We start from the raw sequence: 22,828 nt of genomic DNA on the forward strand, positions 1-22,828 counted from the left end.
TCAGGCAGTGACGTACGACCCCACGACCACCGGCGCCGCGGCGATCCCTGCGGCTCCGGTGGCCGCGGCCCCCGCGATCCGGGAACCGCTCCACGCCCCCGTCGCCCACCTCGTACGCGGAGGTGTCATCGAGGGCATCCACTACGGCTCCGTCGTGGTGCTGGGTGCCGACGGGGAGGTGGAACTCCAACTCGGCGACATCGAGGCGGCGTTCTACCCCCGGTCGGCCCTCAAACCGGTCCAGGCCGTGGCGATGCTGCGCGCCGGACTGCCCCTGGACGGCGCACTGCTGTCCCTGACCGCGGCCAGCCACTCCGGCGAGGAACGCCACCTCGCCGGAGCCCGGCAGATCCTGGAGCTGGCCGGGGCGAGCGAGGACGACCTGCGCAACATCACCGACATGCCGTACGACCCGGCGGTCCGGGACGCGTGGATACGCGAGGGGAGGCAGCCCTCCCGCCTCGCGCAGAACTGCTCGGGCAAGCACGCGGCCATGCTCTACACCTGCCGGCTCAACGGCTGGTCGTTCGACGACTACCTCGACCCGGCCCACCCCTTGCAGCAGGCCATCGCGGAGATCGTCGAGGACCTCACCGGGCAGGCCATCGCCCGGGTGACCGTCGACGGCTGCGGCGCCCCCCTGTTCTCCGTGTCCCTGCACGGCCTGGCCCGAGCCCTCGCCCGGATCACCACCGCCGCCGAGGGCACCCCCGAGCGCACGGTCGCCGACGCCATGCGCGCGCACGCGGAGATGGCGTCCGGCGCCGGGCGCGACGTGGCCGAGCTGATGCGGGCCGTGCCCGGACTGCTCACCAAGGACGGCTTCGAGGGCGTCCAGGTCGCCGCCCTCCCGGACGGGCGGGCCGTCGCCGTGAAGATCGCCGACGGCGCGAACCGCGCCCGGATCCCCGTCACCGCCGCGGCCCTGGCCCGCGCCGGCGTCGACCCGGCCGCCCTCGCCGCCTTCACGGGCGCCCCGCTGCTCGGCGGCGGTCACGTGGTCGGCCACATCCGGCCGGCCAGGGCCCTCGACCCGCTCGCGGGCACCCCGGAACTCTGAACCCCCCGCCCCACCCGCTCTCCCGCCCCCCTCGACGAAGAGGACCCGTACCGCCATGAACGCCGCAGCGACCCGCAGCGAACACGACCTCCTCGGAGACCGTGACGTCCCCGCCGACGCGTACTGGGGCGTGCACACCCTGCGCGCCACGGAGAACTTCCCCGTCACCGGCACCCCGATCTCCGCCTACCCGCACCTGATCGACGCCCTGGCCGCCGTGAAGGAGGCCGCCGCCCGCGCCAACGAGGAGCTGGGGCTGCTCGCCCCCGAGAAGGCCGCCGCGATCGTCGAGGCCTGCCGGGAGATCCGGGACGGCAAGCTGCACGGCCAGTTCGTCGTCGACGTGATCCAGGGCGGGGCCGGCACCTCCACCAACATGAACGCCAACGAGGTCATCGCCAACCGGGCGCTGGAACTGCTGGGCCACGCCAGGGGCGAGTACGGCCACCTGCACCCCAACGAGGACGTCAACCTCGGCCAGTCCACCAACGACGTCTACCCGACCGCCGTGAAGATCGCGACCGTCTATGCCGTGCGCGAGCTGCTCCGGGCGATGGCGGTGCTCCAGGACTCCTTCGCCCGCAAGGCGGTCGAGTTCCGCGACGTGCTGAAGATGGGCCGCACCCAGCTCCAGGACGCGGTGCCCATGACGCTGGGCCAGGAGTTCTCGGCGTACGCGGTGATGCTGGACGAGGACCGCAGTCGTCTCGCGGAGGCCGTGGAACTGGTCCACGAGATCAACCTCGGCGCCACGGCCATCGGCACGGGTCTCAACGCCCCCGCCGGCTACGCCGAGTCGGCGCGCCGCCACCTCGCGGAGATCACCGGGCTGCCGCTGGTCACCGCCGCCAACCTGGTGGAGGCCACCCAGGACTGCGGCGCGTTCGTGCAGATGTCGGGTGTGCTCAAGCGGGTCGCGGTGAAGCTGTCCAAGACCTGCAACGACCTGCGGCTGCTCTCCTCGGGGCCGCGCGCGGGCCTCAACGAGATCAACCTGCCGCCGGTGCAGGCCGGTTCGTCGATCATGCCGGGCAAGGTCAACCCGGTGATCCCCGAGGTCGTCAACCAGGTCGCCTTCGAGGTCATCGGCAACGACGTCACCATCACCATGGCCGCCGAGGCCGGACAGCTCCAGCTCAACGCCTTCGAGCCGATCATCCTGCACTCCCTGTCGGAGTCGCTCACCCATCTGCGGGCCGCCTGCCTGACCCTGGCCGAACGCTGCGTGGACGGCATCACCGCCAACACCGAGGCGCTGCGTGCGAGCGTGGAGAACTCCATCGGCCTGGTCACCGCCCTCAACCCCTACATCGGCTACTCCGCGGCCACCGACATCGCCAAGGAGGCCCTCGCCACCGGCCGGGGCGTGGCCGAACTCGTCCAGGAGAAGGGGCTGCTGCCCGCCGACCGGCTCCGGGAACTGCTGCGGCCCGAGGTGCTCGCGGGCAGCGGCGGACCCCTCGCCTGATGGGCTCGCCCACCTACCAGACGGTGCTGGACCGCATCGCCGAGGAGATCGAGCGGACCCCGGGCCGCGGCCGGCCCGCCGACTACATCCCGGCGCTCGCGGCCGTCGACCCGCGCCGCTTCGGCATGGCCGTCGCGGAACCGGACGGCACGGTGTACGGCGTGGGGGACTGGCGCGAGCCGTTCTCCACGCAGTCCATCACCAAGGTGTTCACCCTCGCCCTCGACCTGGCCCGCGAGGGTGACGCCCTCTGGGAGCACGTGGGCCGTGAGCCCTCCGGCAACCCCTTCAACTCCCTGGTCCAGCTGGAGTACGAGAGCGGCATCCCGCGCAACCCGTTCATCAACGCGGGCGCGCTCGTCGTCACCGACCGCCTGCACACCCGTACCGGTGACGCGGCCGGTGAGCTGCTCTCCTTCCTGCGGTCGGAGAGCGGCAACCCGGACCTGGACTTCGACGCGGAGATCGCCGCCTCCGAATCGGCCCACGGGGACCGCAACGCGGCCCTCGCCCACTTCATGGCCGCGTACGGCAACATCGACAACCCCGTACCGGCCCTCCTCGACCAGTACTTCCGGCAGTGCTCCCTCACCGCCTCCTGCGCCGACCTCGCCCTGGCGACCACCTTCCTGGCACGCCACGGAGTCCGGGCCGACGGCACCCGCCTGCTGACGCGCAGCCAGGCGAAACAGGTCAACGCGGTCATGCTCACCTGCGGGACGTACGACGCGGCGGGCGAGTTCGCCTACCGCGTCGGCCTGCCCGGCAAGAGCGGTGTGGGCGGCGGCATCATCGCCGTCGTACCGGGCCGTTGCGGGCTGTGCGTATGGAGTCCCGGACTGGACGAGCGGGGCAACTCGGTGGCGGGAGTGGCGGCGCTGGACCGGTTCACGACCCTGACGGGACTGTCCGTCTTCTGATCCCCGGCCGGACACCGCCGTCCCGGCCGGGACGGCGGTGTCCGCACCTGGTCACGTCCCGGTACCCGGCAGGAAGGCGCCCCGTCGCCCGCGCGCCACCCGGCGGCGGCACGCTGACCGGGTGCCGGCCATCGTCTTCCCCGTCGACCTCCTCCGCTGCCGGGCGCTCGGCCTCGCCGGAACCGCCTTCCTCGCCCTCGGAGGCGAGACCGCCGGCGCCCTGCCGGTGCGGAACCTGCTCGCACCCACCTCCGGGCGCGGCGCGCTGGGTCTGGTCGGCGTCTACTTCGGTGTCGTCCTGCTGACCGCCGCCTGGGCCCTGCTGGGGAAGGTGATCCGCGGTCCCGAGCCACCGACGCCCCGCGCCCTGCTCCTCGTGCTGGCCGTCTGGGCGGCACCCCTGCTGCTCGCGCCGCCGCTGTTCAGCCGGGACGTCTACAGCTACCTCGCCCAGGGCGCCATGGTCGACGCGCACATCGACGTCTATCTGCACGGTCCCGCCCGGCTCGGCGGGCCGCTCGCCGACGAGGTGGCGCCGATGTGGCGGCACACCGCGACCCCGTACGGCCCGGTCTTCCTCGCCGCCGCCTCCGGGCTGTCCGGCCTCACCGAGGGGCGGGTCCCGGCCGGGCTGATCGGGATGCGGCTGATCGCCCTGCTCGGAGTGGCCCTGATGGCCGTGGCACTGCCCCGCCTGGCCCGGTACGGCGGAGCCGACCCGGCCGTCGCCCTCTGGCTGGGCGCGCTCAACCCGCTCGTGCTGCTGCACCTGGTGGCGGGGGCCCACAACGACGCGCTGATGCTGGGACTGCTGGGACTCGGACTGGTGCTCGCGCGGGGCCGCCGGTACCTCCTCGGCGTCGTCCTCGTCACCCTCGCCGCGCTGGTCAAGGCACCCGCCGCGCTCGGCCTGCTGGCGCTGCTCGTGATGCGCGGCCGCGCCGGACGCATGCGCGCCGCCGCCGCGACACTCACCGTCGCCGCGGCCACCACGGCGGCCGTCACCGCCCTGACCGGCACGGGATACGGCTGGATCGCCGCTCTGCGCACCCCGGTCTCCGCACGGAACTGGTCGCCCACCAGCGTGCTCGGCCGCGCCACCGGCACCCTGCTCCACGACCTCGGCAGCGACCTGGCCCCCCTCGCCCTCCCGGCCTGGCGCGTGGCCGGACTCCTGCTGACCCTCGCCGTCGTGCTGTTCGTCTGGCTCCGGCTGAGACCCGGTCCGGTGTACGCGCTCGGCCTCAGCCTGGCCGCGGTGGCCGCGCTCGGCCCCGCGATCCGCCCCTGGTACGCCCTGTGGGGGCTGTTCCTCATCGCCGCGGCCGCCCGGGACGCCTGCGTGCAACGCCGGGCCGCGGTCGTCAGCGTGGTGCTGGCGCTCGTCGTCCTGCCGAGCGGCTACCCGCCGGACGCCGAGCAGCTCGTGCTGGCGGTGTGCGGGGGAGTCCTCGCGCTGGTCGTGCTGTGGCAGGCCGAACTGGGCTCCCGCGCGCCGGTCCTGGGGCGCACGGCATGAGCGGGCCACGACCGCGGCGGTACGCGCCGCGCACCGGCCGTGCCCGTGTCCGCGCCCTCGTCGTCCTTGCCCTGGCCACCGCCGTCACCGTGTTCACCGCGACCGTCCCGCTGCTGCGGGACTGGTTCGACCTGCGCGTCTATCACGGAGCGATCGACTCCTGGGTCCACCACGACGGCGGTCTCTACGACTATCTGGTGCCGGGCACGCCCTACGGCTTCACCTATCCGCCGTTCGCGGCCGTGGTCATGCTGCCGATGGCGCTGAGCGGTCTGCGCACCGCGATCGCGCTGTGCCTGGCACTGAACCTGGCGGCGCTCGCGGCCGTCCTGTACGTGCTGGCCGGTCCGTCGCTGCGCCGCCACGGCTGGTTCGGCACCTCGCTCGTCCTGTGCGCGCTCGCCCTGTTCGAGCCGCTGCGGGACACCTTCAGCTTCGGCCAGGTCAACCTCCTGCTGCTGGCCCTGGTGCTCGCCGACGCCCGGCTGCTGGCCACCGGCCGGGGCCGCCGGGCGGGTGTCGGCATCGGCCTGGCGGCGGCGGTCAAACTGACACCCGCGATCTTCATCGTGCTGCTGCTGCTCGCCCGGCGGTGGCGGGCCGCCGGGCTCGCGACCGCCGTCGCCGCGGCCGCCACCGCGGCGGCGGCCTGGATCGACCCGGCCGCCTCGCGCTTCTACTGGACCGAGGCGCTGTGGGACACCGGCCGCATCGGCCGCCTGGACTACGTCTCCAACCAGTCGCTGCAGGGAGTCCTGGCCCGGCTCGCGGCCCCGCACGAACCGAGCCGGGCTCTTTGGGCCCTGCTCGTGCTGGTGGTGTTGTGCGTGTGGGCGTGGCGGGCCCGCGAGGCGGCGCGCGCCGAGGACTGGACGGCCGCTTTCGCCCTGACCGGGCTGACCGCCTGTCTGGTCAGCCCGGTGACCTGGGTGCATCATCTGGTCTGGCTGCTGCCGTCCTTCGCCGTCCTGCTGCGACACCGGCGGCTGCTGCCGCTCACGGCGGCGCTGTACGCCGTGCTGTGCAGCAGCGTCGTGTGGCTCTGGTTCGACGACGCCTCCGGCCCCGGCGGCTTCGTCGGCGGCAACGCCTATGTGTGGATCACGCTGGGACTCCTGCTGCGGCTGCCGGTCGGTCAGCCGCGGGCGGGCCGGCCGCGCCTGAGCCGCAGAACCAGTGCCACGACCGCCGCGCCGCAGCCGGCGGCACCCGCGATCGCGCCCGCCACCGGCAGGCCGGGCGAGGTGACCGCCTCCTTCTCCGCGCGGACGGACAGCGGCCCGGGGCCGGCCTGAGGAGCGGCCGCCGGGCGCGGCGGCAGCAGCGAGCCCACGGGGTCGACGTGCCCGGCGGCCCGGAACCCCCAGTCGAGAAGGGAGCGTGCCTCCTCGTAGACGGCGTGGCCACCGCCCGACTCCGGCCGCATCACCGTCACCACGAGGGTGCGGCCGCCCCGCTTCGCGGCGGCGATGAGGGTGTTGCCCGCGTTGGTCGTGTAGCCGTTCTTGACGCCGATCAGCCCGGGATAGCGCTCGACCCCGGCGCCGGTCAGCAGCCGGTTGGTGTTCTGGATGCCGTACGACCAGCTGCCCGCCGGGAACTTCGCGGTGGCCGTGGCGCAGTACCCGGCGAACTCCGCGTTGCGCAGCCCGGCCCGCCCGAAGACCGCCAGGTCGTACGCGGAGGACACCTGGCCGGGCGCGTCGTAGCCGTCGGGCGAGACGACACGGGTGTCCCGGGCGCCCAGGGCGCGGGCCTTCACCTGCATCTGCTCGGCGGTGGCCTTCCAGCCGCCGTTGAGGGAGGCGAGCACGCGTACGGCGTCGTTGCCCGAGCTGAGGAAGACCCCGCGCCACAGATCGGCGACGGTGTACGTGTTGTTCTCCTTGACGCCGACCAGGCTGCTGCCGGCGCCGATGCCCGCGAGTTCCTCGCTCTTGACGGTGTGTCTCAGGCCCGCCGGCAGTCCCGGCAGCACGGTCAGGGCGAACAGGGTCTTCAGAGTGCTCGCCGGCGGCAGTCTGCGGTGCGCGTCGTGCGCGGCCAGCACCTCGCCGCTGCCCGCGTCCGCCACCAGCCACGACACCGCGGAGATGCCCTGCGGCGCCCGGGGTGCCCCGGCCCGTGGCCGTACCTGGGTCCCCTGCCGGAACAGCGACGGCCCCTGCGCGGCCTTGGCGTCCGTCCGGCCGGCCCCGGCCGGACGTCCGGCCCCTTCCGGGTTCGTCACGGAGGCCAGGGCCGCGAGCGCGCAGACGGCGGAGCAGCAGACGGCGAGGCGGGCAACACGGGGGACTCGGGATGAGAATCCGATGGTCATACCGCAAACGTAGGAAGAGGCGGGTCCCGGTCCCCGGATGCCAGGGCCGTGCGCCCGGATCGAGCACCCGGATGCCGTATGTCATGCCGCCGGCAGCGTGGGCTGCACCTGCCGCAGGAAGGCCGCGTTGTCCGGGGTGGCCCGCAGCCGCCCCAGCAGCGTTTCGAGGTTCGCCTGTCCCTCGCGCGACCGCAGGGCCCGCCGCAGCCCGCGTACGGCCGTCAACTCGGCCGGTGCCAGGAGGAGTTCCTCCCGGCGGGTGCCGGACGGGGTGATGTCGACGGCCGGGAACACGCGGCGGTCGGCCAGGGCGCGGTCGAGGCGGAGTTCCATGTTGCCGGTGCTCTTGAGTTCCTCGAAGAAGAAGTCGTCGGCGCGGGACCCGGTCTCCACCAGGGCGGTGGCGAGAACGGTGAGGGACCCGGCCTCCTCGGTCAGCCGGGCGGCGCCGAACAGCCGCTTGGGGCCGTGCAGGGCGGCGGCGTCGACACCGCCGCTGAGCGTGCGGCCGCCGGTGGCGGCCGCGTTGTTGTGGGCCCGGCACAGCCGGGTCAGGGAATCCAGCAGGATCACGACGTCCTCGCCCTGTTCGACGAGCCGTTTGGCGCGCTCCACGACGAGTTCGGCGAGCGCGATGTGCTGCTTGGGGGACCGGTCGAACGTCGACGCGTACACCTCGCCCCGCACGGAGCGCCGCATGTCGGTCACCTCCTCGGGCCGTTCGTCGAGGAGCACCACCATCAGGCGGGTCTCCGGGTGGTTGGCGGCGATCGCGGCGGCCACCTGCTGGAGCAGCACCGTCTTCCCGGTCTTCGGCGGGGCGACGATCAGTCCCCGCTGCCCCTTGCCGACGGGGGCCACGAGGTCGACCAGACGGCCCGTCAGGCCGCTCGCCGGGTGTTCGAGCCGCAGCCGCTCGCGCGGGTGGAGCGGGGTGAGGTCGTGGAAGTGCGGGCGGCGGCGCAGTTCCTCGGGCGTACGGCCGTTGATCCGATCGACTTCGGTGAGGGCGCGCCTGCCGTCGCGTACGCCCTCGACGGTGTCGCCCCTGCGCAGCCCGTACCGGCGGATCAGCGCGGCGGGGACCTGTGGGTCGGCGGGGGCGGGCAGGCCGCTGTCGACGCGCAGGTGCCCCTGCCCGCTCTGTGCGATCTCCAGGACGCCGGTGACCCGGGCGGGAGGCTGTCGGTCGGTGGACGTGCGTTCGAGTGTGGTGGTGGTCATGAGTGGGGTCCTTTCGAGGACATGGAAAACGTGTGAGAGAGGGGGAGGGGCACACACCCCGGGTACGGCTGAGCCGTTCAGAGCCGCTCGTGAGAGGCGGACCGTGTGTCGCGGGTGGTGCGGGGAGGCTGACGGCCGGTCGGGAGACGACGGGCGGTTCAGCGGAAGAGATCTCGGGATCCGAGAGAGAGTGGCACCGGCGCCCTGGAAGGGGCGATACACACGTGCCGAGAAAACCATACCACCATCGGTGGCCGGTTGTGGGGGAGTTCCTTACCGATGGCTTACCCGTGGTCGGTGAACCGATCTCCCGGGGACCTCGTACAGATGGGGGCACCGCCAGCGGTCTTCGCACGGAAGGAACGTCGCGTGTCGCTCTTCACGCGCTCCAGCCCCTCACCCGACACGGACGACACGGACGGCGCCGACGACACGGACGGGACGGATGCGCCGTCGACGGCCGATCCGACGGCTGATCCGACCGCCGAGCCGTCGTCCGGTCCGCCCGCCGAGCCGTCGTCCGGGCGATTGGTGCGTCGGTGGCGGAGGTACCGCGCGGCGTTCCGGGAGAAGTACCCGCTCGCCGCGCGCGGGTTGTCCTGGACCGTCACCGCGCTGGCCGCCGCCCTGGTGTTCTTCGCGCTGTTCATGCCGGGCAAGGCCGAGTACTTCGAGGCGCGGCAGTTCCTGCGGATACCCGTGGAGCCGATCCTCGCCGCCGCCCTGCTTCTTGTGCTGCCGCGCCGGCCGAGGCTGGTGGGGGCGGTCGTCATCGGGGTGGGACTGGCCGCCCTGGTGGTCGTGAAGGCGCTGGACATCGGCTTCAACCAGTTCCTCGGCCGCGGCTTCAACGTGGTCCTCGACTGGGGCCTGCTCGACGACGCCGAGTCCTACGTGCGGGACACCCTCGGCGGCGCGGGTGCGCGGGCGGCCGTGCTCGGCCTGGTGGCGCTGGTGCTGCTGCTGTTCGCCGTCATGGCGCTGGCCGTGGTGCGGCTCACGAACCTGCTCGTCCGCGACCGGGAACGGGCGACGAAGGGCACCGTCGTCGCCGGCACCGTGTGGATCACCTGCGCGGCGCTCGGCCTGACGCCCCTCGACGACACCGCGGTCGCCTCCAGGAGCACCATCGGTTTCGTGCAGGACCGCTGGGGACGGGTCCAGGAGACGCTGCGGGACGAGGCCGCCTTCGCCGAGGAGGCCAAGAAGGACCGGTTCGCCGATGTGCCCGCCGACCGGCTGCTGACCGGGCTGCGCGGCAAGGACGTCACGATCGCCTTCATCGAGAGCTACGGCCGCGCCGCCCTTACGGACCCGGCCATCGCCCCCGGCGTGACCAGGGCCCTCGACGAGGAGGGCAAGGCGCTGGCCGAGGCCGGGTTCGCGGCGAAGAGCGGCTGGCTGACCTCCGCGACGTACGGCGGCAGCAGCTGGCTCGGCCACTCCACGTTCCTCACCGGCCTGTGGATCGACAACCAGAGCCGCTACCGCACGGTCACCGCCGGCGACCGCCTCACCCTTCCCGGTGCCTTCGGCAGGACGGGCGCCTGGCGGACGGTCGGCGTGGTGCCCGGCGTCCGGTACAACTGGCCGGAAGGCGACTTCTACGGCTTCGACAAGGTCTACGACTCCCGCGATGTCGGCTACCAGGGACCGAAGTTCAGCTGGTCGACCATGCCCGACCAGTACGCGCTCACCGCGTTCGAACGCCTGGAGGCCGCCAAGAAGCGTGGCAAGCCTCTGATGGCGGAGATCATCCTGACCTCCAGCCACCAGCCGTGGGCACCGCTGCCGAAGACGGTCGGCTGGGACGAGGTCGGCGACGGCTCCGTGTACCGGGACATGGAGAAGGCGGGCAAAGACCCCGCGGACGTGTTCACCGACCCCGTCAAGGTGAAGCAGGAGTACGGCAAGTCCGTCCAGTACTCGCTGCACAGCCTCCTGCAGTACGTGGAGAGGTACGGCGACAAGAACTCGGTGCTGGTCTTCCTCGGCGACCACCAGCCCATGGCGAGGGTCAGCGGCGACGGCGCGAGCCATGACGTACCGGTCACCATCGTCGCCCACGATCCCAAGGTGCTCGACCGGATCGACGACTGGGGCTGGTCCGACGGGCTGCGGCCCGGTGCCGACGCTCCGGTCTGGCGCATGGACTCCTTCCGTGACCGCTTCCTCACCGCGTACGGCGAGCAGCCGAAGGCGGCCGGCACGCCCGCGCCGTAGCTGTCCGCGTGCGTGAGCGGCTGCCCGGAACGGGGGACCGGGCAGCCGCTCCGGCGTTCAACCGTGCAGCTCGAAGATGCCGTGCCCGAAGCCCCGGGCGGTGATCGTGCCGTCCGCGATCTCCACCCCCAGCGCCTCCAGAGCCGCGTGGACGGCGGGCTCGTACGGACAACTCGCCGTGTGCCGCTGCGGGTTGACGACCACCAGGTACCGCCCGCCCCGGATGTACACGAACGGGTACCCCGCGTGCAGCACCTCCACCGACCCGCCGGGGCCCAGCTCGGGTGTGCGCCTGCGCAGAGCGATCAGGCGGCGCACGAGATGCAGGAGCGAGGTGTCGTCGGCGCGCTGGGCGGCGACGTCCGGACGGTCGGGGGAGGGGTCGAGAGGGAGGTAGAGGCGGTCGGCGCGGGCGGTGGAGAACCCCGCGTTCGGGGTGCCGTCCCACTGCATGGGCGTACGGGAGCCCGCGCGGTTGTAGCGGGGGCCGAGGACGCTGCCCTCCTTGTCGGGCAGGCCCGTGACGTACCGCATGCCGATCTCGTCGCCGTAGTAGATCGCCGGGAGCGTCGGCCAGGTCATCTGGAAGACGAAGGCGGCGGGGAGCTGGTCGGCCGTGCGGGGGCCGCAGTTGAGGCGGGAGAAGTCGTGGTTGGCGGTGGGCAGCGAGATCGAGCCCGCACCGCCGACCGCTGCGGACGCCTGGCGCCAGGCATCGACGAAGGGGCGCGGCGAGCCGTGGCCGCTCGCGTCGAAGAAGCAGTCGAGCGGGTCCCAGTGCTCGTGGACCGTGCCCTCGCCGTTGTTCCACAGCGAGCGCAGGGCGAGGCCGTCGGTGGGGCCGCCGAAGTGGAGGAAGAAGTCGGCGTGGAACCCGGCCGGGACCGATACCTCCGGCTCCCCCCACTCGGCGAGCAGTACGGCGTCCGGGTGGGCGGCGTCCAGCCAGTGCCGCAGTTCCGCCCAGAGGCGGGAGGTCTCGGCCCTGTCCGGGTCGTCCTTGACGAGCGAGGCGGCCATGTCGACGCGGAAGCCGGCCACGCCGAGGCCCAGCCAGTGGTCCATGATCGTGCGCAGGGCGTGGCGGTTGGCGCGCGGGCCGTCGGCGTCGACCGGCAGCCGCCACGGCTCGGCCGGATTCCCGCGCGCGTAGCCGAAGTTGAGGGCGGGCTGGGAGTCGAAGAAGTTCGGGAGGTATGCGCCGGGGCGGGTGCCGGGGGAGGCCACGAAGCCTTCGGGACGGCCTTGTGGCGTCCAGATGTAGCGGTGGTCGTCCGGGTCGTTCGCGGAGGCCCGGAACCAGGGGTGGTCGACGGAGGTGTGGCCGGCGACGAGGTCCAGCAGGATCCGGATGTCCCGGCGGGCCGCCTCGTCGACGAGCCTCGCCAGGTCGTCGTTCGAGCCGTAGCGCGGGGCGACGTTCAGATAGTCGGCGACGTCGTACCCGGCGTCGCGGAACGGTGAGACGAAGCAGGGGTTGAGCCAGACGGTGTCGACACCCAGCCAGGAGAGATGGTCGAGGTGTTCGGCGATTCCGGCGAAGTCCCCGATGCCGTCCCCGTCGGAGTCGGCGAAGGACTGCGGATAGATCTGGTAGAAGACGGCGTCGGCCAGCCAGGTCGGGGCGGGGCGGAACGAGGTCATGGCCAGACCCTAGGCGACGGCGGACGCCGACCGCTGCCCCGAGTCAGGGCCTAAGCTGACGTGATGTTCACCCCGCAAGGCCCCAGCCTCCGCGAACTCGCCGTCCAGGCGCTCTCCTCCGTCGAACACGGCTACGACCTGCTCGCGCCCAAGTTCGACGAGACCCCGTTCCGTACGCCGGACTCGGTCCTGGAGGCGGTCGAGACCGCGCTGTCGTCGCTGGGCCCCTTCACGCACGGTCTGGACCTCTGCTGCGGCACCGGAGCCGGTATGGAGGTGCTGCGCGAGGTGTGCCGGGAGAGCGTCACCGGCGTCGACATCAGCGCGGGGATGCTGGCCGTGGGGAGGGAGCGGCTGGGCTCCGCGGACCGGCGGGTCGTCTCCGCCGGCGCCGTACGACCGGGCGATCCCGAAAACGGCCCCGGTTCCGACGCCCCGCGTGTGTCCTGGGTACGCGGTGACGCCCTGGCGCTGCCCTTCGCCCCCGTCTTCGATCTGGCCGTCAGCTTCGGCGCGTTCGGGCACTTCCTGCCTCAGGAGCTGCCGGGGCTGTTCTCCGAGGTGCGCTCGGTACTGCGGCCCGGCGGACGCTTCGCGTTCCCGCTGCCGGCGCCCGCCCCGCCCCGCTCGCCCTGGTACTGGGCCGCGCTGGGCTTCGACGCGGCGATGCGGGTGCGCAACGCCCTGTGGCGGCCGCCGTTCGTCATGTACTACCGGCCGTTCCGGCTCGGCGTCGTGCGGGAGGAACTGGAACGCGCGGGCTTCGAGGTGGAGTCGTACGCGCTGCCCGAGTTCGGGCGGCGGGCCGACGGCAGCCCGCGTTGCCGGATGGTCGTGGCCACTCGCAAGGGGTGACCGGCCGGGCCGTGGCGCAGCGCCGGGCGAGCCGGCCCGGCGGCCCGGATCGAACGGCCGGCATGCCCCTCCGCGCCGTCGCACCCTGCCGCGAGGGGATTTCGCCGATCACGCTCGTGGCGAGGGCTCGCGGCCCGCGACCGCCGTGGGTCCTCCCCGGCCCGGCCGCGCGGCCGGTCGGAACGCGCGGCCGGGCCCCGTTCCGTCCGGGGCCCATGGCCCGGCCGGCGACAGGAGGCGGCACCCTCCCGCGCGAGCGCGCCCAGGGCTCGTGCGGGCGCCCCGCCGACGCGGGGCCGACGATTCGGGTGGCACCGGGTCTCCCTGGCGGAGCGGTTGGCCGCCGCGGCCGACCGCCGAGCGCTCGAACCTTCCGGTCGCGCCCACTTCGGCCTCGCCGGCGGTCACAGCGCGCTGTACAGGGCCTCGATCAGGGCCGTCTTGCGCGGGTCGTCGGCGATGTGCGGGCCCATGCGGTTCATGACATAGCCGAGGGAGACGCCGGCCTCCGGGTCGGCGAGACCGCAGGAACCGCCGTAGCCGTCATGGCCGAAGGCCCTCGGGTTGGGCCCGTACGAGCCGTGCGGGCCGCTCAGCCACAGCCCGAGCCCGATCTCGGTGTCCCGGCCGAAGCCGGCCCCGAGCACCAGGTCGCGGCAGGCGCCCTGCCCCTCACGGACCCGCTCGGCCGCCTCCGGCGACAGCATCTCCCGGCCGCCCCAGGTGCCGCGCCGCGCGAGGATCCCGTAGAGCGCGGCGACCGCCCGCGCGGTGCCGTGGCCGTTCGCGGCCGGGACCTCGGCGGCCCGCCACGCGGGGGTGTTGGCCTCGGCGGCGCCGACCAGCGGGTTGGCGAGGGCGGACAGCGCCGTGGGCGTCAACTGGGCGAAGACCGCGGCCTGTTCACTGCTCGTCGCGGCCGGCGGATGCACCAGCTCGGCCGCCCGCGCCGCCTCCGCCTCGGGCAGGCCGATCGTGAAGTCGATGCCGAGCGGCCCGGTGACCTCCCGGGCCAGGAACGCGCCGGGCAGCAGCCCCGACACCCGGCGGACCACCTCGCCGACGAGGAAGCCGAACGTCATGGCGTGGTACCCGGACCGGGTGCCGGGCTCCCACCAGGGCTCCTGTGCCGCGAGCCGTTTCACCGTCAGCTCCCAGTCGCAGAGCTGCTCGAAGGAGAGCGGCTCACGCGGCCCGGCGAGCCCCGAGCGGTGGGACAGCAGATGCCGGACGAGCACGCCCTCCTTGCCGGCCGCCGCGAACTCCGGCCAGTAGGCGGCCACCGGGGCGTCCAGGTCGAGCAGGCCCCGGTCGGCGAGGATGTGCGCGCACAGGGCCGTCGTGCCCTTGGTCGTCGACCACACGTTGACGACGGTGTCCCGCTCCCAGGGGCGGGTCCGCGCCGCGTCGGCCCAGCCGCCCCAGAGGTCCACCACGGTCTCCCCGCCCAGGGTGACCGTGACCGCGGCCCCCAGCTCGTCACGCGCGTCGAAGTTCTCCTCGAACGCGCCGCGCACGGCCGCGAACCGTGCCTCGCAGTGACCCCGAACCTGAGACTCGGACATGAACCCCTCCGTCGCCCGCCGCCGCTCGCCGGGACGAGGGCGCCCGGCCTCCCCGAACATACCGACTGGTCGGACAGGAGGGAAGCCGTGCGTCGGCAGCAGCCTCACCCGCCCCGCGGGGTCCGCGACAGGAACATCGGACGGGAGGGCTCCGTGCGCACCGGGATCAGATGCCAGTAGTCCCGGGTCTCCACGGCCAGGCCGGCCGCGTCGAACCGGACGAAGACACAGCCGGCGAGGGTCTGCGGCTCCTGGCCGACCTCGGACAGCACCCGGAACTCGGCGACGGCCACACCGTCCTGGCCGATCACCGGATCCGAGAAGCGCACGTCGTCCACCGACTCGTCGGCGAAGGACCAGCGCAGGTACTCGGCGAGTTCGTCGCGGCCCCGGTGCGGCTCCCGGAAGGGCATCGAACGGTGCACACAGTCCGGCGCGTACAACTCCAGGATCGCGTCGACGTCGTGGGCGGCCCATGCCCGCTGCCACACCCCCACGAATCGCTGGGCGGCCTCCACCGTGTCCATGCTGTCCGCCTCCCTCAGAGCTGCGAGGCCAGCCAGCGCAGCTTGACCGCCTCCTGGTAAGGGCCGCCGCCCTCGTGGTCGTTGAAGTCATAGACCTCGATGCGCTTGTTCGCCTCGGCCCAGGCGTTGAAGGCCGCGAAGACGGTGGACGGCGGGCAGGTCTGGTCCTCCAGGGCCGCCGAGAACAGGGCGGCGGCCCGGCCGCGCGCGGCGAAGTGCACGCCGTCGAAGTAGGCCAGGGTGCGCCCGACCTGCTCGGTACGGCCGCGATGGGTCTTGAGGTACTTGCCGATCTCGCGATACGGGTCGCGGTCGGTGATCGTCGTGGAGCGCGGGAAGTCGCACAGGAAGGGCACGTCGGGCGCGACCGCGACCAGATCGGGGACGAGTCCGCCGACGGCGATGGAGATGCCGCCGCCCTGGCTGGAGCCGACGACGGCCGTGCGCGCCGCGTCGGTCCGCGGATGCGAGCGGGCGGCCTCGACGGCGCGTACGGCGTCGGTGTAGACCCGGCGGTAGTAGTAGTTCTCGGGGGCGTCGATGCCCCGGGTCATGAAGCCGGGGAAGGCGGGGGCACCGGCCACCGGGTCGGGGGTGTCCCCGCCTCCGCCCCAGGCGCTGCCCTGGCCCCGGGTGTCCATGACGAAGTGGGCGTAGCCCGCCGACGCCCACAGGAGGTGGGTGTGGGGCAGGCCGCGGCCGCCGCCGTAGCCGATGAACTCCACGACGGTGGGCAGTGGTTCGCCCGCGTCGGCGGGGAGGGCCAGCCAGCCCTTGACGGGGTGCCCGCCGAACCCGGAGTAGGTGACGTCGTACACCTCGACCGTCCTCAGGTGGGTCTCGGCCGGCTCGAAGCGGGCGTCGAGGTCGTGCTCGCGGGCCTCCTGGAGCGTCTTGGCCCAGAAGGCGTCGAAGTCCTCGGGCTCCGTCGAAGCGCTTCGATAACCACGGAGCTCGTCCAACGGCAGGTCGAACAGGGCCATGAAGGACCACCTTGTGAGGTCTGAGGTGCGGATGATCACACCGTACGTGGGGTGCCGCGGGCCGCCAAGAGGGTGTTCCCGGGCCCGCGACGGCCCGACGGGCTCACCCCTGGTCGGCGCCGACCGGGGCCCGGACCTCGAAGTCCTCGTACATGTTCGTGTTCCGGCGGCGGGTTCCGGTACCGGGCTCTGCCGTCACGCCCAGTGGTGGCCCCAGTCGGGGCCCGTCCGCGCCCACTCCCGCTCCCATTCGGCCAGGCGATGCCGGATGGCGACCCGGCGGACGACCACATGTCCGAGCAGGACGACGCCGACGACGCCGCCGGTGGCGCAGGTGCCCATGGCGAGCGCGTGCTGCCAGACGGCCGTGTCGGTCGGGGGCGGCTGGACGCTGCGGCCCGCGTCGTCCAGCCAGACGTCGGCGCGGTCGCCCCGCTCGGTGCCGGCCGGCACCCGTGCCTCGCCGGTGCGGGAGCCGCCGTCGGGCTCGGTCCAGCGAGCCCGCACCCAGTACGTGGGCTGCTTGTCGTCGTGCGCCGAGGGCACCGAGGTCGGGGCCTTCTCGACGATCACGGCGCTCACCCTCTCCAGCGTGGCCCGCTGGGCCGTCGCGTGGGTCCGCGCGTCCGCGTGGGCCCACAGGCCCACCACCACTCCGGCGGCCGGGGCGGCGAGGGCGAGGAGCAGGACGACGCACAGGACGGTCCACGCCTCGACGACGTCCGAGCGCCGACGCAGCGGATTGGCCCGCCATCGCCACCCGAACATCTGGCCTCGCATGTCGCCCTCCCTCGCCGGTCCGGTCCTCGTGCACGAGAACCCCGGTCTGGACTGGTCCGCACTTCCGGTGTACCCGAAAGAGAGCGTGATGGCATGGTTTGCGCCATAAATCATGAGGGTGCGGACCGTGGGGACGGCTGGACCCGGTCGTGCGAACGGGATGCCGTCGCTCGAAGGTCAGCCGAATCGCTCGATGCGGATGCGGTCCACGGGCTGCCCTGCCTCGACCAGGAGCCGTGAGGCATGCTCGGCGAACGCGTTGGAGCCGCAGACGTAGGCCTCCCATCCGCCCGTCGGCCGCTCGGCGAGCAGCGGCGCCACATGGGCCGCCGACAGCCGTCCCACCGGCACCCCCTCGGGCGCCCGGCGGGTGAACACCGCCGTCGTCTCCGCGCCGTACTCCCGCGCGTAGACCAGTTCCCCCGGCTCGCGCGCGGACACCAGCAGCCGCAGCGGGACGTCGAGCCCGCGCGCCCGGTGGTGGCGGATCATCGACATCAGCGGTACGACACCGGAACCGGCGCCGATCAGCAGCGCCGGCCGGTCCCCGGGCCAGGCGAAGAAGCCGCTGAGCGGGCCGCGCACCTCGACCTCGTCGCCGGGCCGCGCCTCGGTGTGGAACCACCCGGAGACCTCGCCGCCCTCGACGTGGTCCAGGGTCAGCTCGATGTGCCCGCTGTCGTCCGGCGGTGACGCCAGCGAGTAGTGGCGCTGCGCCGTGTAGCCGTCCGCGGCGGTCAGCCGCAGCATCAGGTGCTGCCCCGGCAGATGCCCCTCCCACCCGGGCACCGCGAACCGGAACGTGGCCACGGCCGGTGTCTCGCGTCGGATCTCCGTGAGCGTCGCCAGCTGCCACAGCGACGCGGCCCGGTTGCTCACGGCGATCCGGCCGGGCACGGCGAACCGCGTGGGCGGAGCGAAGGCCGGTCCCGGCGGCGGGGCGGCGAGCGAGTCCGTCGTTGTCTCAGTCACCGGAGTACCGCTGCTCCTCCCACGGGTTGCCCCGTGCGTGATAGCCGTTCTGCTCCCAGAAGCCGGGCTCGTCGTGGTCGAGGAGCCGCAGACCCGCGACCCACTTGGCGCTCTTCCAGAAGTACAGGTGCGGCACCAGCAGCCGGGCCGGGCCGCCGTGCTCGGCGGGCAGCGGCTTGCCGTCGTACTCCCAGGCGATCCAGGCGCGTCCGCCGGTGAGGTCGGCGAGCGGGAGGTTCGTGGTGTAGCCGCTGTGCGCGTACGCGACCGCGTGGGTGGCGGACGAGTCGGGCCGGACGGCGTCCAGGAACACGTCGAGCGAGACGCCCCCGAACCGCACGCCGAACTTCGACCAGCTCGTCACACAGTGGATGTCGCCCTCGTACGTCGACACGGGCAGCGCGTGCGCCTCGTCCCAGTCCCAGGTGCGCGGCTCCGCCACCAGACCGTCGATCCGGAAGGTCCACTCGGCCGGCGTGAGGTCCGGGGTGACCTCGGCCGACAGCACCGGCCAGTCGTCGCCGGCGTCGTACTGGCCGGGCGGCAGTCCGGGATGGTGGACGCGGGGGCGTCCGGTGAAGCCTCGGGTGACGTTCATGGGGTCCCACGTGACGACGGTGAATGCTGAGTCATACAACCGTACGTGTCCGGGGCGGGTGCTCGGGCCCGGGGGCCCGGCGGCCATCGTTGCGGCCGTATGAACTCTTCGGCGGCCCGGGAATAGCGGCTCGGCGATCTCCCTTGCCGTCTTCAGCCGGTGCGGCGGATCCGGCGGCCGGCACCCGGTGACAGCAGAGCGGTTCGGGTCCTGGCGGATCAGGTCGAATCCGATCAGGCCGGACCGGTTCGTATCAGAACAGAGCGGAGAGCGCATGTCCGAGTACACGAGCGGCAGCGAGGGTGCGGGTGTCGTGCCGCACGTCCTGGACAACCCCGCCCTCGCCTCCCTCACCGGGCCGCACGCCCACTTCGCCGAGCGGCGCGGCCGGGTGCTGCGCTATCCCCTCGACGTGTCGCCGTGGCTGGCGCTCCCCGACGAGCCGGACGCGGACGACTGGGCCGACCTCGCGGCACTGGCCGGCCCCGGCGCCGAGGTCCCGGTCCCGGCCTACACCGGGGGCTTCCCGGCCGACTGGGAGGTGACCTTCGATCTCGCGGGCGTCCAGCTCGTCGACGACGGGATCGCCGCGGCCCCGGACGGCGAGGCCGTGCCGCTCGGCGCCGCCGACGTGCCCGAGATGCTCGACCTCGTCGAACGCACCCAGCCGGGCCCCTTCCTGCCCCGTACCGTCGAGATGGGCACCTATCTCGGCATCCGCCGCGGCGGCGCCCTGGTCGCGATGGCCGGCGAGCGACTGCACCCGCCGGGCTGGACCGAGATCAGCGCCGTCTGCACCGACCCGGCCTTCCGCGGTGCGGGCCTCGCCACCCGCCTCGTCCTGGCCGTCGCCCACGGCATCCGCGAACGCGGCGAGACTCCCTTCCTCCACACCTCCGCGGCCAACGCGAACGCCATCCGCCTCTACGAGTCCCTCGGCTTCCGCCTGCGCCGCACCACCCGCTTCATGGCGGCCAGGGTGCCGGCGCTGGAGGCGGGGGAGGAACGGGTGGGGGTGTAGCGGCGGCCGAGGCGTGCCTGCGGTGTGGCGCTCGCGCCTTTGAGGCCCGGGCACGGCCATGGGGTAGGGTTGCCGGGCCAGTCAGCACGTGGACCGAGGAGGTGAGACCCATTACCGCTGTTTCAGGTCGGGTGCTCTCACCTCAACGCGGCGCGGTGCATCGCCGATAGGCCACCGCGGGAGCGCCCTTCGGCCCACCGAAAGGCTCTCGGCTGTCATGCCACTTGTCTCGATCTCCTCCGTCGTCACGGCCCTGCGCGCCGCCGGTTGCGTCTTCGCCGAGGACGAGGCGGAGTTGCTCCTCGCCACCGCCCGTTCCGCGGACGAGGCCGCCGCCATGGTCGACCGCCGGGTCGCCGGCCTCCCCCTCGAACTCGTCCTCGGCTGGGCCGAGTTCGCGGGTCTGCGCATCACCGTGGAACCCGGCGTCTTCGTCCCCCGCCGCCGCACCGAGTTCCTCGTCGAGCGGGCCCTCGCCGCCGTCCCCGGTGCCTCGGTCGTCGTCGACCTGTGCTGCGGCTCCGGCGCGGTGGGCGCCGCCCTGGCCGCGCGGCTCGACGGCGCCGAACTCCACGCCGCCGACATCGACCCGGTGGCGGTCGGCTGCGCCCGCCGCAACCTCGCCCCGCACGGCGGCCACGTCCATGAGGGCGACCTCTTCGCGGCGCTGCCGGACCGCCTGCGGGGCCGCGTCGACATCCTCGCGGCGAACGTCCCCTACGTCCCGACCGGTGAGGTCCCGTTCCTGCCGGGCGAGGCCCGCGACCATGAACCCCTGGTCGCCCTGGACGGCGGCACGGACGGCCTCGACGTCCTGCGCAGGGTCGCCGCCGAGGCCCCCGCGTGGCTCGCCCCCGGCGGCTGTCTGCTCGTCGAGACGAGCGCGCGCCAGGCGCCGCTCGCCCTCGACGCCTTCCACCGCTCCGGCCTGACCGCGCACACCGCCGTCTCGCGGGAGATGTACGCCCACGTGGTGCTCGGCACCAGGCCCTGAGGCACCGCAGGGCTCCCTCAGGGCTCCCGCGCCGGATGTGGCCTTGCCCTCACCCGTTGTGCAACTAGTTGCACAAACGGCGTGGCGTCGTCTACAACCATGCTGACGACGCCACGCACGGAGGGCCCCATGAGCCGTTACCCGCACCTGCTGAGCCCGCTCGACCTGGGCTTCACCACGCTCCCCAACCGGGTCCTCATGGGCTCCATGCACGTGGGCCTGGAGGAGGCCGAGCGCGGCTTCGAGCGCATGGCGGAGTTCTACGCGGCCCGGGCTCGCGGGGGAGTGGGGCTCATCGTCACCGGCGGCATCGCGCCCAACGAGGCCGGCCGGCCCGGCGAGGGCGGCGCCAAGCTCACCACCGACGCCGAGGCGGACGAGCACCGCCTGATCACCGACGCCGTACACCGCGAGGGCGGCCGGATCGCGATGCAGATCCTGCACTTCGGGCGGTACGCCTACCACCGCGACCTGGTCGCCCCGAGCGCCCTGCAGGCCCCGATCAGCCCGTTCGTCCCCCACGCGCTCACCGACGCCGAGGTCGACCAGACGATCGACGACTACGCGAACGCGGCCCGCCTCGCCCGCCGGGCCGGGTACGACGGCGTCGAGATCATGGGCTCCGAGGGCTATCTGATCAACGAGTTCATCGCCGCCGGGACCAACCACCGCGACGACCGCTGGGGCGGCTCCTACGAGAACCGGATGCGCTTCCCCGTGGAGATCGTGCGCCGGGTGCGCGAAGCGGTCGGCGAGGACTTCATCGTCGTCTACCGGCTGTCGATGCTGGACCTCGTGCCCGGCGGCTCCAGCTTCGAGGAGGTGGTCACGCTGGCGAAGGCCGTCGAGGCGGCCGGGGCGACCATCATCAACACCGGCATCGGCTGGCACGAGGCCCGCATCCCCACCATCGCGACCTCGGTGCCGCGCGGCGCGTACACGTGGGTGACGAAGAAGCTGATGGGCGAGGTCTCCGTCCCGCTCGTCACCACCAACCGCATCAACACCCCGGAACTGGCCGAGGAGTTGCTCGCGGACGGTCACGCCGACATGGTGTCCATGGCCCGCCCGATGCTCGCCGACCCCGATTTCGTCAACAAGGCCCGCGAGGGCCGTTCCGAGGCCATCAACACCTGCATCGGCTGCAACCAGGCCTGCCTCGACCACACCTTCAGCGGGAGGATCACCTCCTGCCTGGTCAACCCGCGCGCCTGCCACGAGACGGAACTCGTGCTCTCCCCGACCCGGCTGCGCAAGCGGGTCGCCGTCGTCGGGGCGGGCCCGGCCGGCCTCGCCTGCGCCGTGAGCGCGGCCGAACGCGGCCACGCCGTCACGCTGTTCGACGCCGCGGGCGAGATCGGCGGCCAGCTCAACGTCGCCCGCAAGGTCCCCGGCAAGCAGGAGTTCGACGAGACCCTGCGCTACTTCCGTCACCAGCTCGACGCACACGGCGTCGACGTACGCCTGGACACCCGGGTCGCCGCCGGCGACCTCACGGCCTACGACGAGGTCGTCGTCGCCACCGGGGTCACCCCTCGCATCCCCGAACTGCCCGGCGCCGACCACCCCAAGGTCGTCGGCTACCTCGACGTCCTGCGCGACGGCGTCGCGGTCGGTGACCGGGTGGCGATCCTCGGCGCGGGCGGTATCGGGTTCGACGTCGCCGAGTACCTGACCGACGGCGGGGAGAAGACGAGCGAGGACCCGGCCGCGTACTTCCGGCAGTGGGGCGTCGACATGGACTACCGCGCCCCCGGCGGCCTCGCCGCCCCCGAACGGCCCGCCCCGCCGCGCTCGGTGCACCTCCTCCAGCGCAAGACCTCCAAGGTCGGCGCCGGACTCGGCAAGACCACCGGCTGGATCCACCGCACCGAGCTGAAGCACCGAGGCGTCACCATGGTCCCCGGCGTGCGGTACGACCTGGTCGACGACGCCGGCCTGCACATCACCGTCGACGGCGTCCGCCAGGTGCTGGAGGTCGACACGGTCGTCCTGTGCACCGGTCAGGACCCCTGCCGCGACCTGTACGACGACCTGGTGGCGGCCGGGCGCTCCGCGCACCTCGTCGGCGGTGCCGACGTCGCGGCCGAACTGGACGCCAAGCGGGCGATTCTCCAGGGGACCGAGGTGGCGGCGGCGCTGTAGCCGCCCCTCC

The 22,828-nt window shown here is 73.3% G+C and carries 18 protein-coding genes and 1 pseudogene; 10 read left to right on the forward strand and 9 right to left on the reverse strand.

Annotated elements, in window-relative coordinates; translation table 11 throughout:
* Positions 1-7: 7 nt before the first annotated feature.
* The 5 genes and pseudogenes from ACZ6BB_RS27905 to ACZ6BB_RS27925 form a co-directional block, all read left to right on the forward strand.
* Entirely contained in the window at positions 8-1,060 is a 1,053-nt protein-coding gene (locus tag ACZ6BB_RS27905; RefSeq protein ID WP_471617895.1) for an asparaginase, read from the forward strand.
* A 55-nt stretch (positions 1,061-1,115) separates the two neighbouring features.
* The gene (gene aspA, locus ACZ6BB_RS27910; protein WP_471617896.1) at positions 1,116-2,528 is read left to right on the forward strand and encodes an aspartate ammonia-lyase; all 1,413 of its coding nucleotides are present in this window, start codon (positions 1,116-1,118) and stop codon (positions 2,526-2,528) included.
* Positions 2,528-3,448 carry a glutaminase gene (locus tag ACZ6BB_RS27915; RefSeq protein WP_471617897.1) on the forward strand — a complete coding sequence of 307 codons (921 nt, stop codon included), beginning with the start codon at positions 2,528-2,530 and terminating at the stop codon, positions 3,446-3,448. Before aspA ends, ACZ6BB_RS27915 begins: the two co-directional genes overlap by 1 nt.
* Positions 3,449-3,578: 130 nt before the next feature.
* The gene (mptB, locus tag ACZ6BB_RS27920) at positions 3,579-4,967 is read left to right on the forward strand and encodes a polyprenol phosphomannose-dependent alpha 1,6 mannosyltransferase MptB (protein WP_471618111.1); all 1,389 of its coding nucleotides are present in this window, start codon (positions 3,579-3,581) and stop codon (positions 4,965-4,967) included.
* Positions 4,964-5,875: pseudogene (locus tag ACZ6BB_RS27925) on the forward strand (glycosyltransferase 87 family protein); the annotation flags it as partial. The gene mptB and the pseudogene ACZ6BB_RS27925, both read left to right, overlap by 4 nt.
* A gap of 227 nt (positions 5,876-6,102) precedes the next feature.
* On the opposite strand, the gene ACZ6BB_RS27930 reads toward ACZ6BB_RS27925, so the two are convergent.
* Together ACZ6BB_RS27930 and rho are read right to left on the reverse strand one after the other, a co-directional pair.
* Complete coding sequence (locus ACZ6BB_RS27930; protein ID WP_471617898.1) at positions 6,103-7,287, reverse strand: D-alanyl-D-alanine carboxypeptidase family protein; 1,185 nt, start codon at positions 7,285-7,287, stop codon at positions 6,103-6,105.
* 81 nt (positions 7,288-7,368) lie between these two features.
* Positions 7,369-8,511, reverse strand: a complete 1,143-nt coding sequence (rho, locus tag ACZ6BB_RS27935; protein WP_471617899.1) for a transcription termination factor Rho — start codon at positions 8,509-8,511, stop codon at positions 7,369-7,371.
* 369 nt (positions 8,512-8,880) lie between these two features.
* Between rho and ACZ6BB_RS27940 the strand changes: the two genes are divergently transcribed.
* Positions 8,881-10,734, forward strand: a complete 1,854-nt coding sequence (locus ACZ6BB_RS27940; protein WP_471617900.1) for a sulfatase — start codon at positions 8,881-8,883, stop codon at positions 10,732-10,734.
* Between the two features lie 57 nt (positions 10,735-10,791).
* Here ACZ6BB_RS27940 and ACZ6BB_RS27945 read toward each other — a convergent pair whose 3' ends face one another.
* Positions 10,792-12,378, reverse strand: coding sequence for an alpha-amylase family glycosyl hydrolase (locus tag ACZ6BB_RS27945; RefSeq protein ID WP_471617901.1), 1,587 nt, complete (start codon positions 12,376-12,378; stop codon positions 10,792-10,794).
* Between the two features lie 63 nt (positions 12,379-12,441).
* On the opposite strand from ACZ6BB_RS27945, the gene ACZ6BB_RS27950 reads away from it, so the two are divergent.
* A complete protein-coding gene (locus ACZ6BB_RS27950; RefSeq protein ID WP_471617902.1) occupies positions 12,442-13,233 on the forward strand; it encodes a class I SAM-dependent methyltransferase in 792 nt (263 codons plus the stop codon).
* Positions 13,234-13,637: 404 nt separating this feature from the next.
* Here the strand turns inward: ACZ6BB_RS27950 and ACZ6BB_RS27955 are convergent, their stop codons facing one another.
* The 6 genes from ACZ6BB_RS27955 to ACZ6BB_RS27980 all read right to left on the reverse strand — a co-directional run bounded on the left by ACZ6BB_RS27955 (position 13,638) and on the right by ACZ6BB_RS27980 (position 18,658).
* Positions 13,638-14,798, reverse strand: a complete 1,161-nt coding sequence (locus tag ACZ6BB_RS27955) for a serine hydrolase domain-containing protein (protein ID WP_471617903.1) — start codon at positions 14,796-14,798, stop codon at positions 13,638-13,640.
* A gap of 104 nt (positions 14,799-14,902) precedes the next feature.
* Complete coding sequence (locus ACZ6BB_RS27960) at positions 14,903-15,325, reverse strand: nuclear transport factor 2 family protein (RefSeq protein ID WP_471617904.1); 423 nt, start codon at positions 15,323-15,325, stop codon at positions 14,903-14,905.
* 14 nt (positions 15,326-15,339) lie between these two features.
* Positions 15,340-16,308, reverse strand: coding sequence for an acetylxylan esterase (locus ACZ6BB_RS27965; protein WP_471617905.1), 969 nt, complete (start codon positions 16,306-16,308; stop codon positions 15,340-15,342).
* A gap of 195 nt (positions 16,309-16,503) precedes the next feature.
* Entirely contained in the window at positions 16,504-17,088 is a 585-nt protein-coding gene (locus tag ACZ6BB_RS27970; protein ID WP_471617906.1) for an Rv1733c family protein, read from the reverse strand.
* A gap of 177 nt (positions 17,089-17,265) precedes the next feature.
* Positions 17,266-18,060 (reverse strand): ferredoxin reductase, encoded by a 795-nt coding sequence (locus ACZ6BB_RS27975; protein ID WP_471617907.1) that lies wholly within the window; start codon positions 18,058-18,060, stop codon positions 17,266-17,268.
* On the reverse strand, positions 18,053-18,658 hold the full coding sequence (locus ACZ6BB_RS27980) for a sulfite oxidase-like oxidoreductase (protein ID WP_471617908.1): 606 nt from the start codon (positions 18,656-18,658) through the stop codon (positions 18,053-18,055). The genes ACZ6BB_RS27975 and ACZ6BB_RS27980 overlap by 8 nt, the downstream gene beginning before the upstream one ends.
* A gap of 274 nt (positions 18,659-18,932) precedes the next feature.
* Between ACZ6BB_RS27980 and ACZ6BB_RS27985 the strand changes: the two genes are divergently transcribed.
* From ACZ6BB_RS27985 to ACZ6BB_RS27995, 3 genes are all read left to right on the forward strand, one after another.
* The gene (locus ACZ6BB_RS27985) at positions 18,933-19,679 is read left to right on the forward strand and encodes a GNAT family N-acetyltransferase (protein ID WP_471617909.1); all 747 of its coding nucleotides are present in this window, start codon (positions 18,933-18,935) and stop codon (positions 19,677-19,679) included.
* A gap of 217 nt (positions 19,680-19,896) precedes the next feature.
* Positions 19,897-20,673 carry a putative protein N(5)-glutamine methyltransferase gene (locus ACZ6BB_RS27990; protein WP_471617910.1) on the forward strand — a complete coding sequence of 259 codons (777 nt, stop codon included), beginning with the start codon at positions 19,897-19,899 and terminating at the stop codon, positions 20,671-20,673.
* 129 nt (positions 20,674-20,802) lie between these two features.
* The gene (locus tag ACZ6BB_RS27995; protein WP_471617911.1) at positions 20,803-22,818 is read left to right on the forward strand and encodes an oxidoreductase; all 2,016 of its coding nucleotides are present in this window, start codon (positions 20,803-20,805) and stop codon (positions 22,816-22,818) included.
* Positions 22,819-22,828 lie beyond the last annotated feature (10 nt).

Source organism: Streptomyces sp. NPDC041108 (assembly GCF_055592645.1).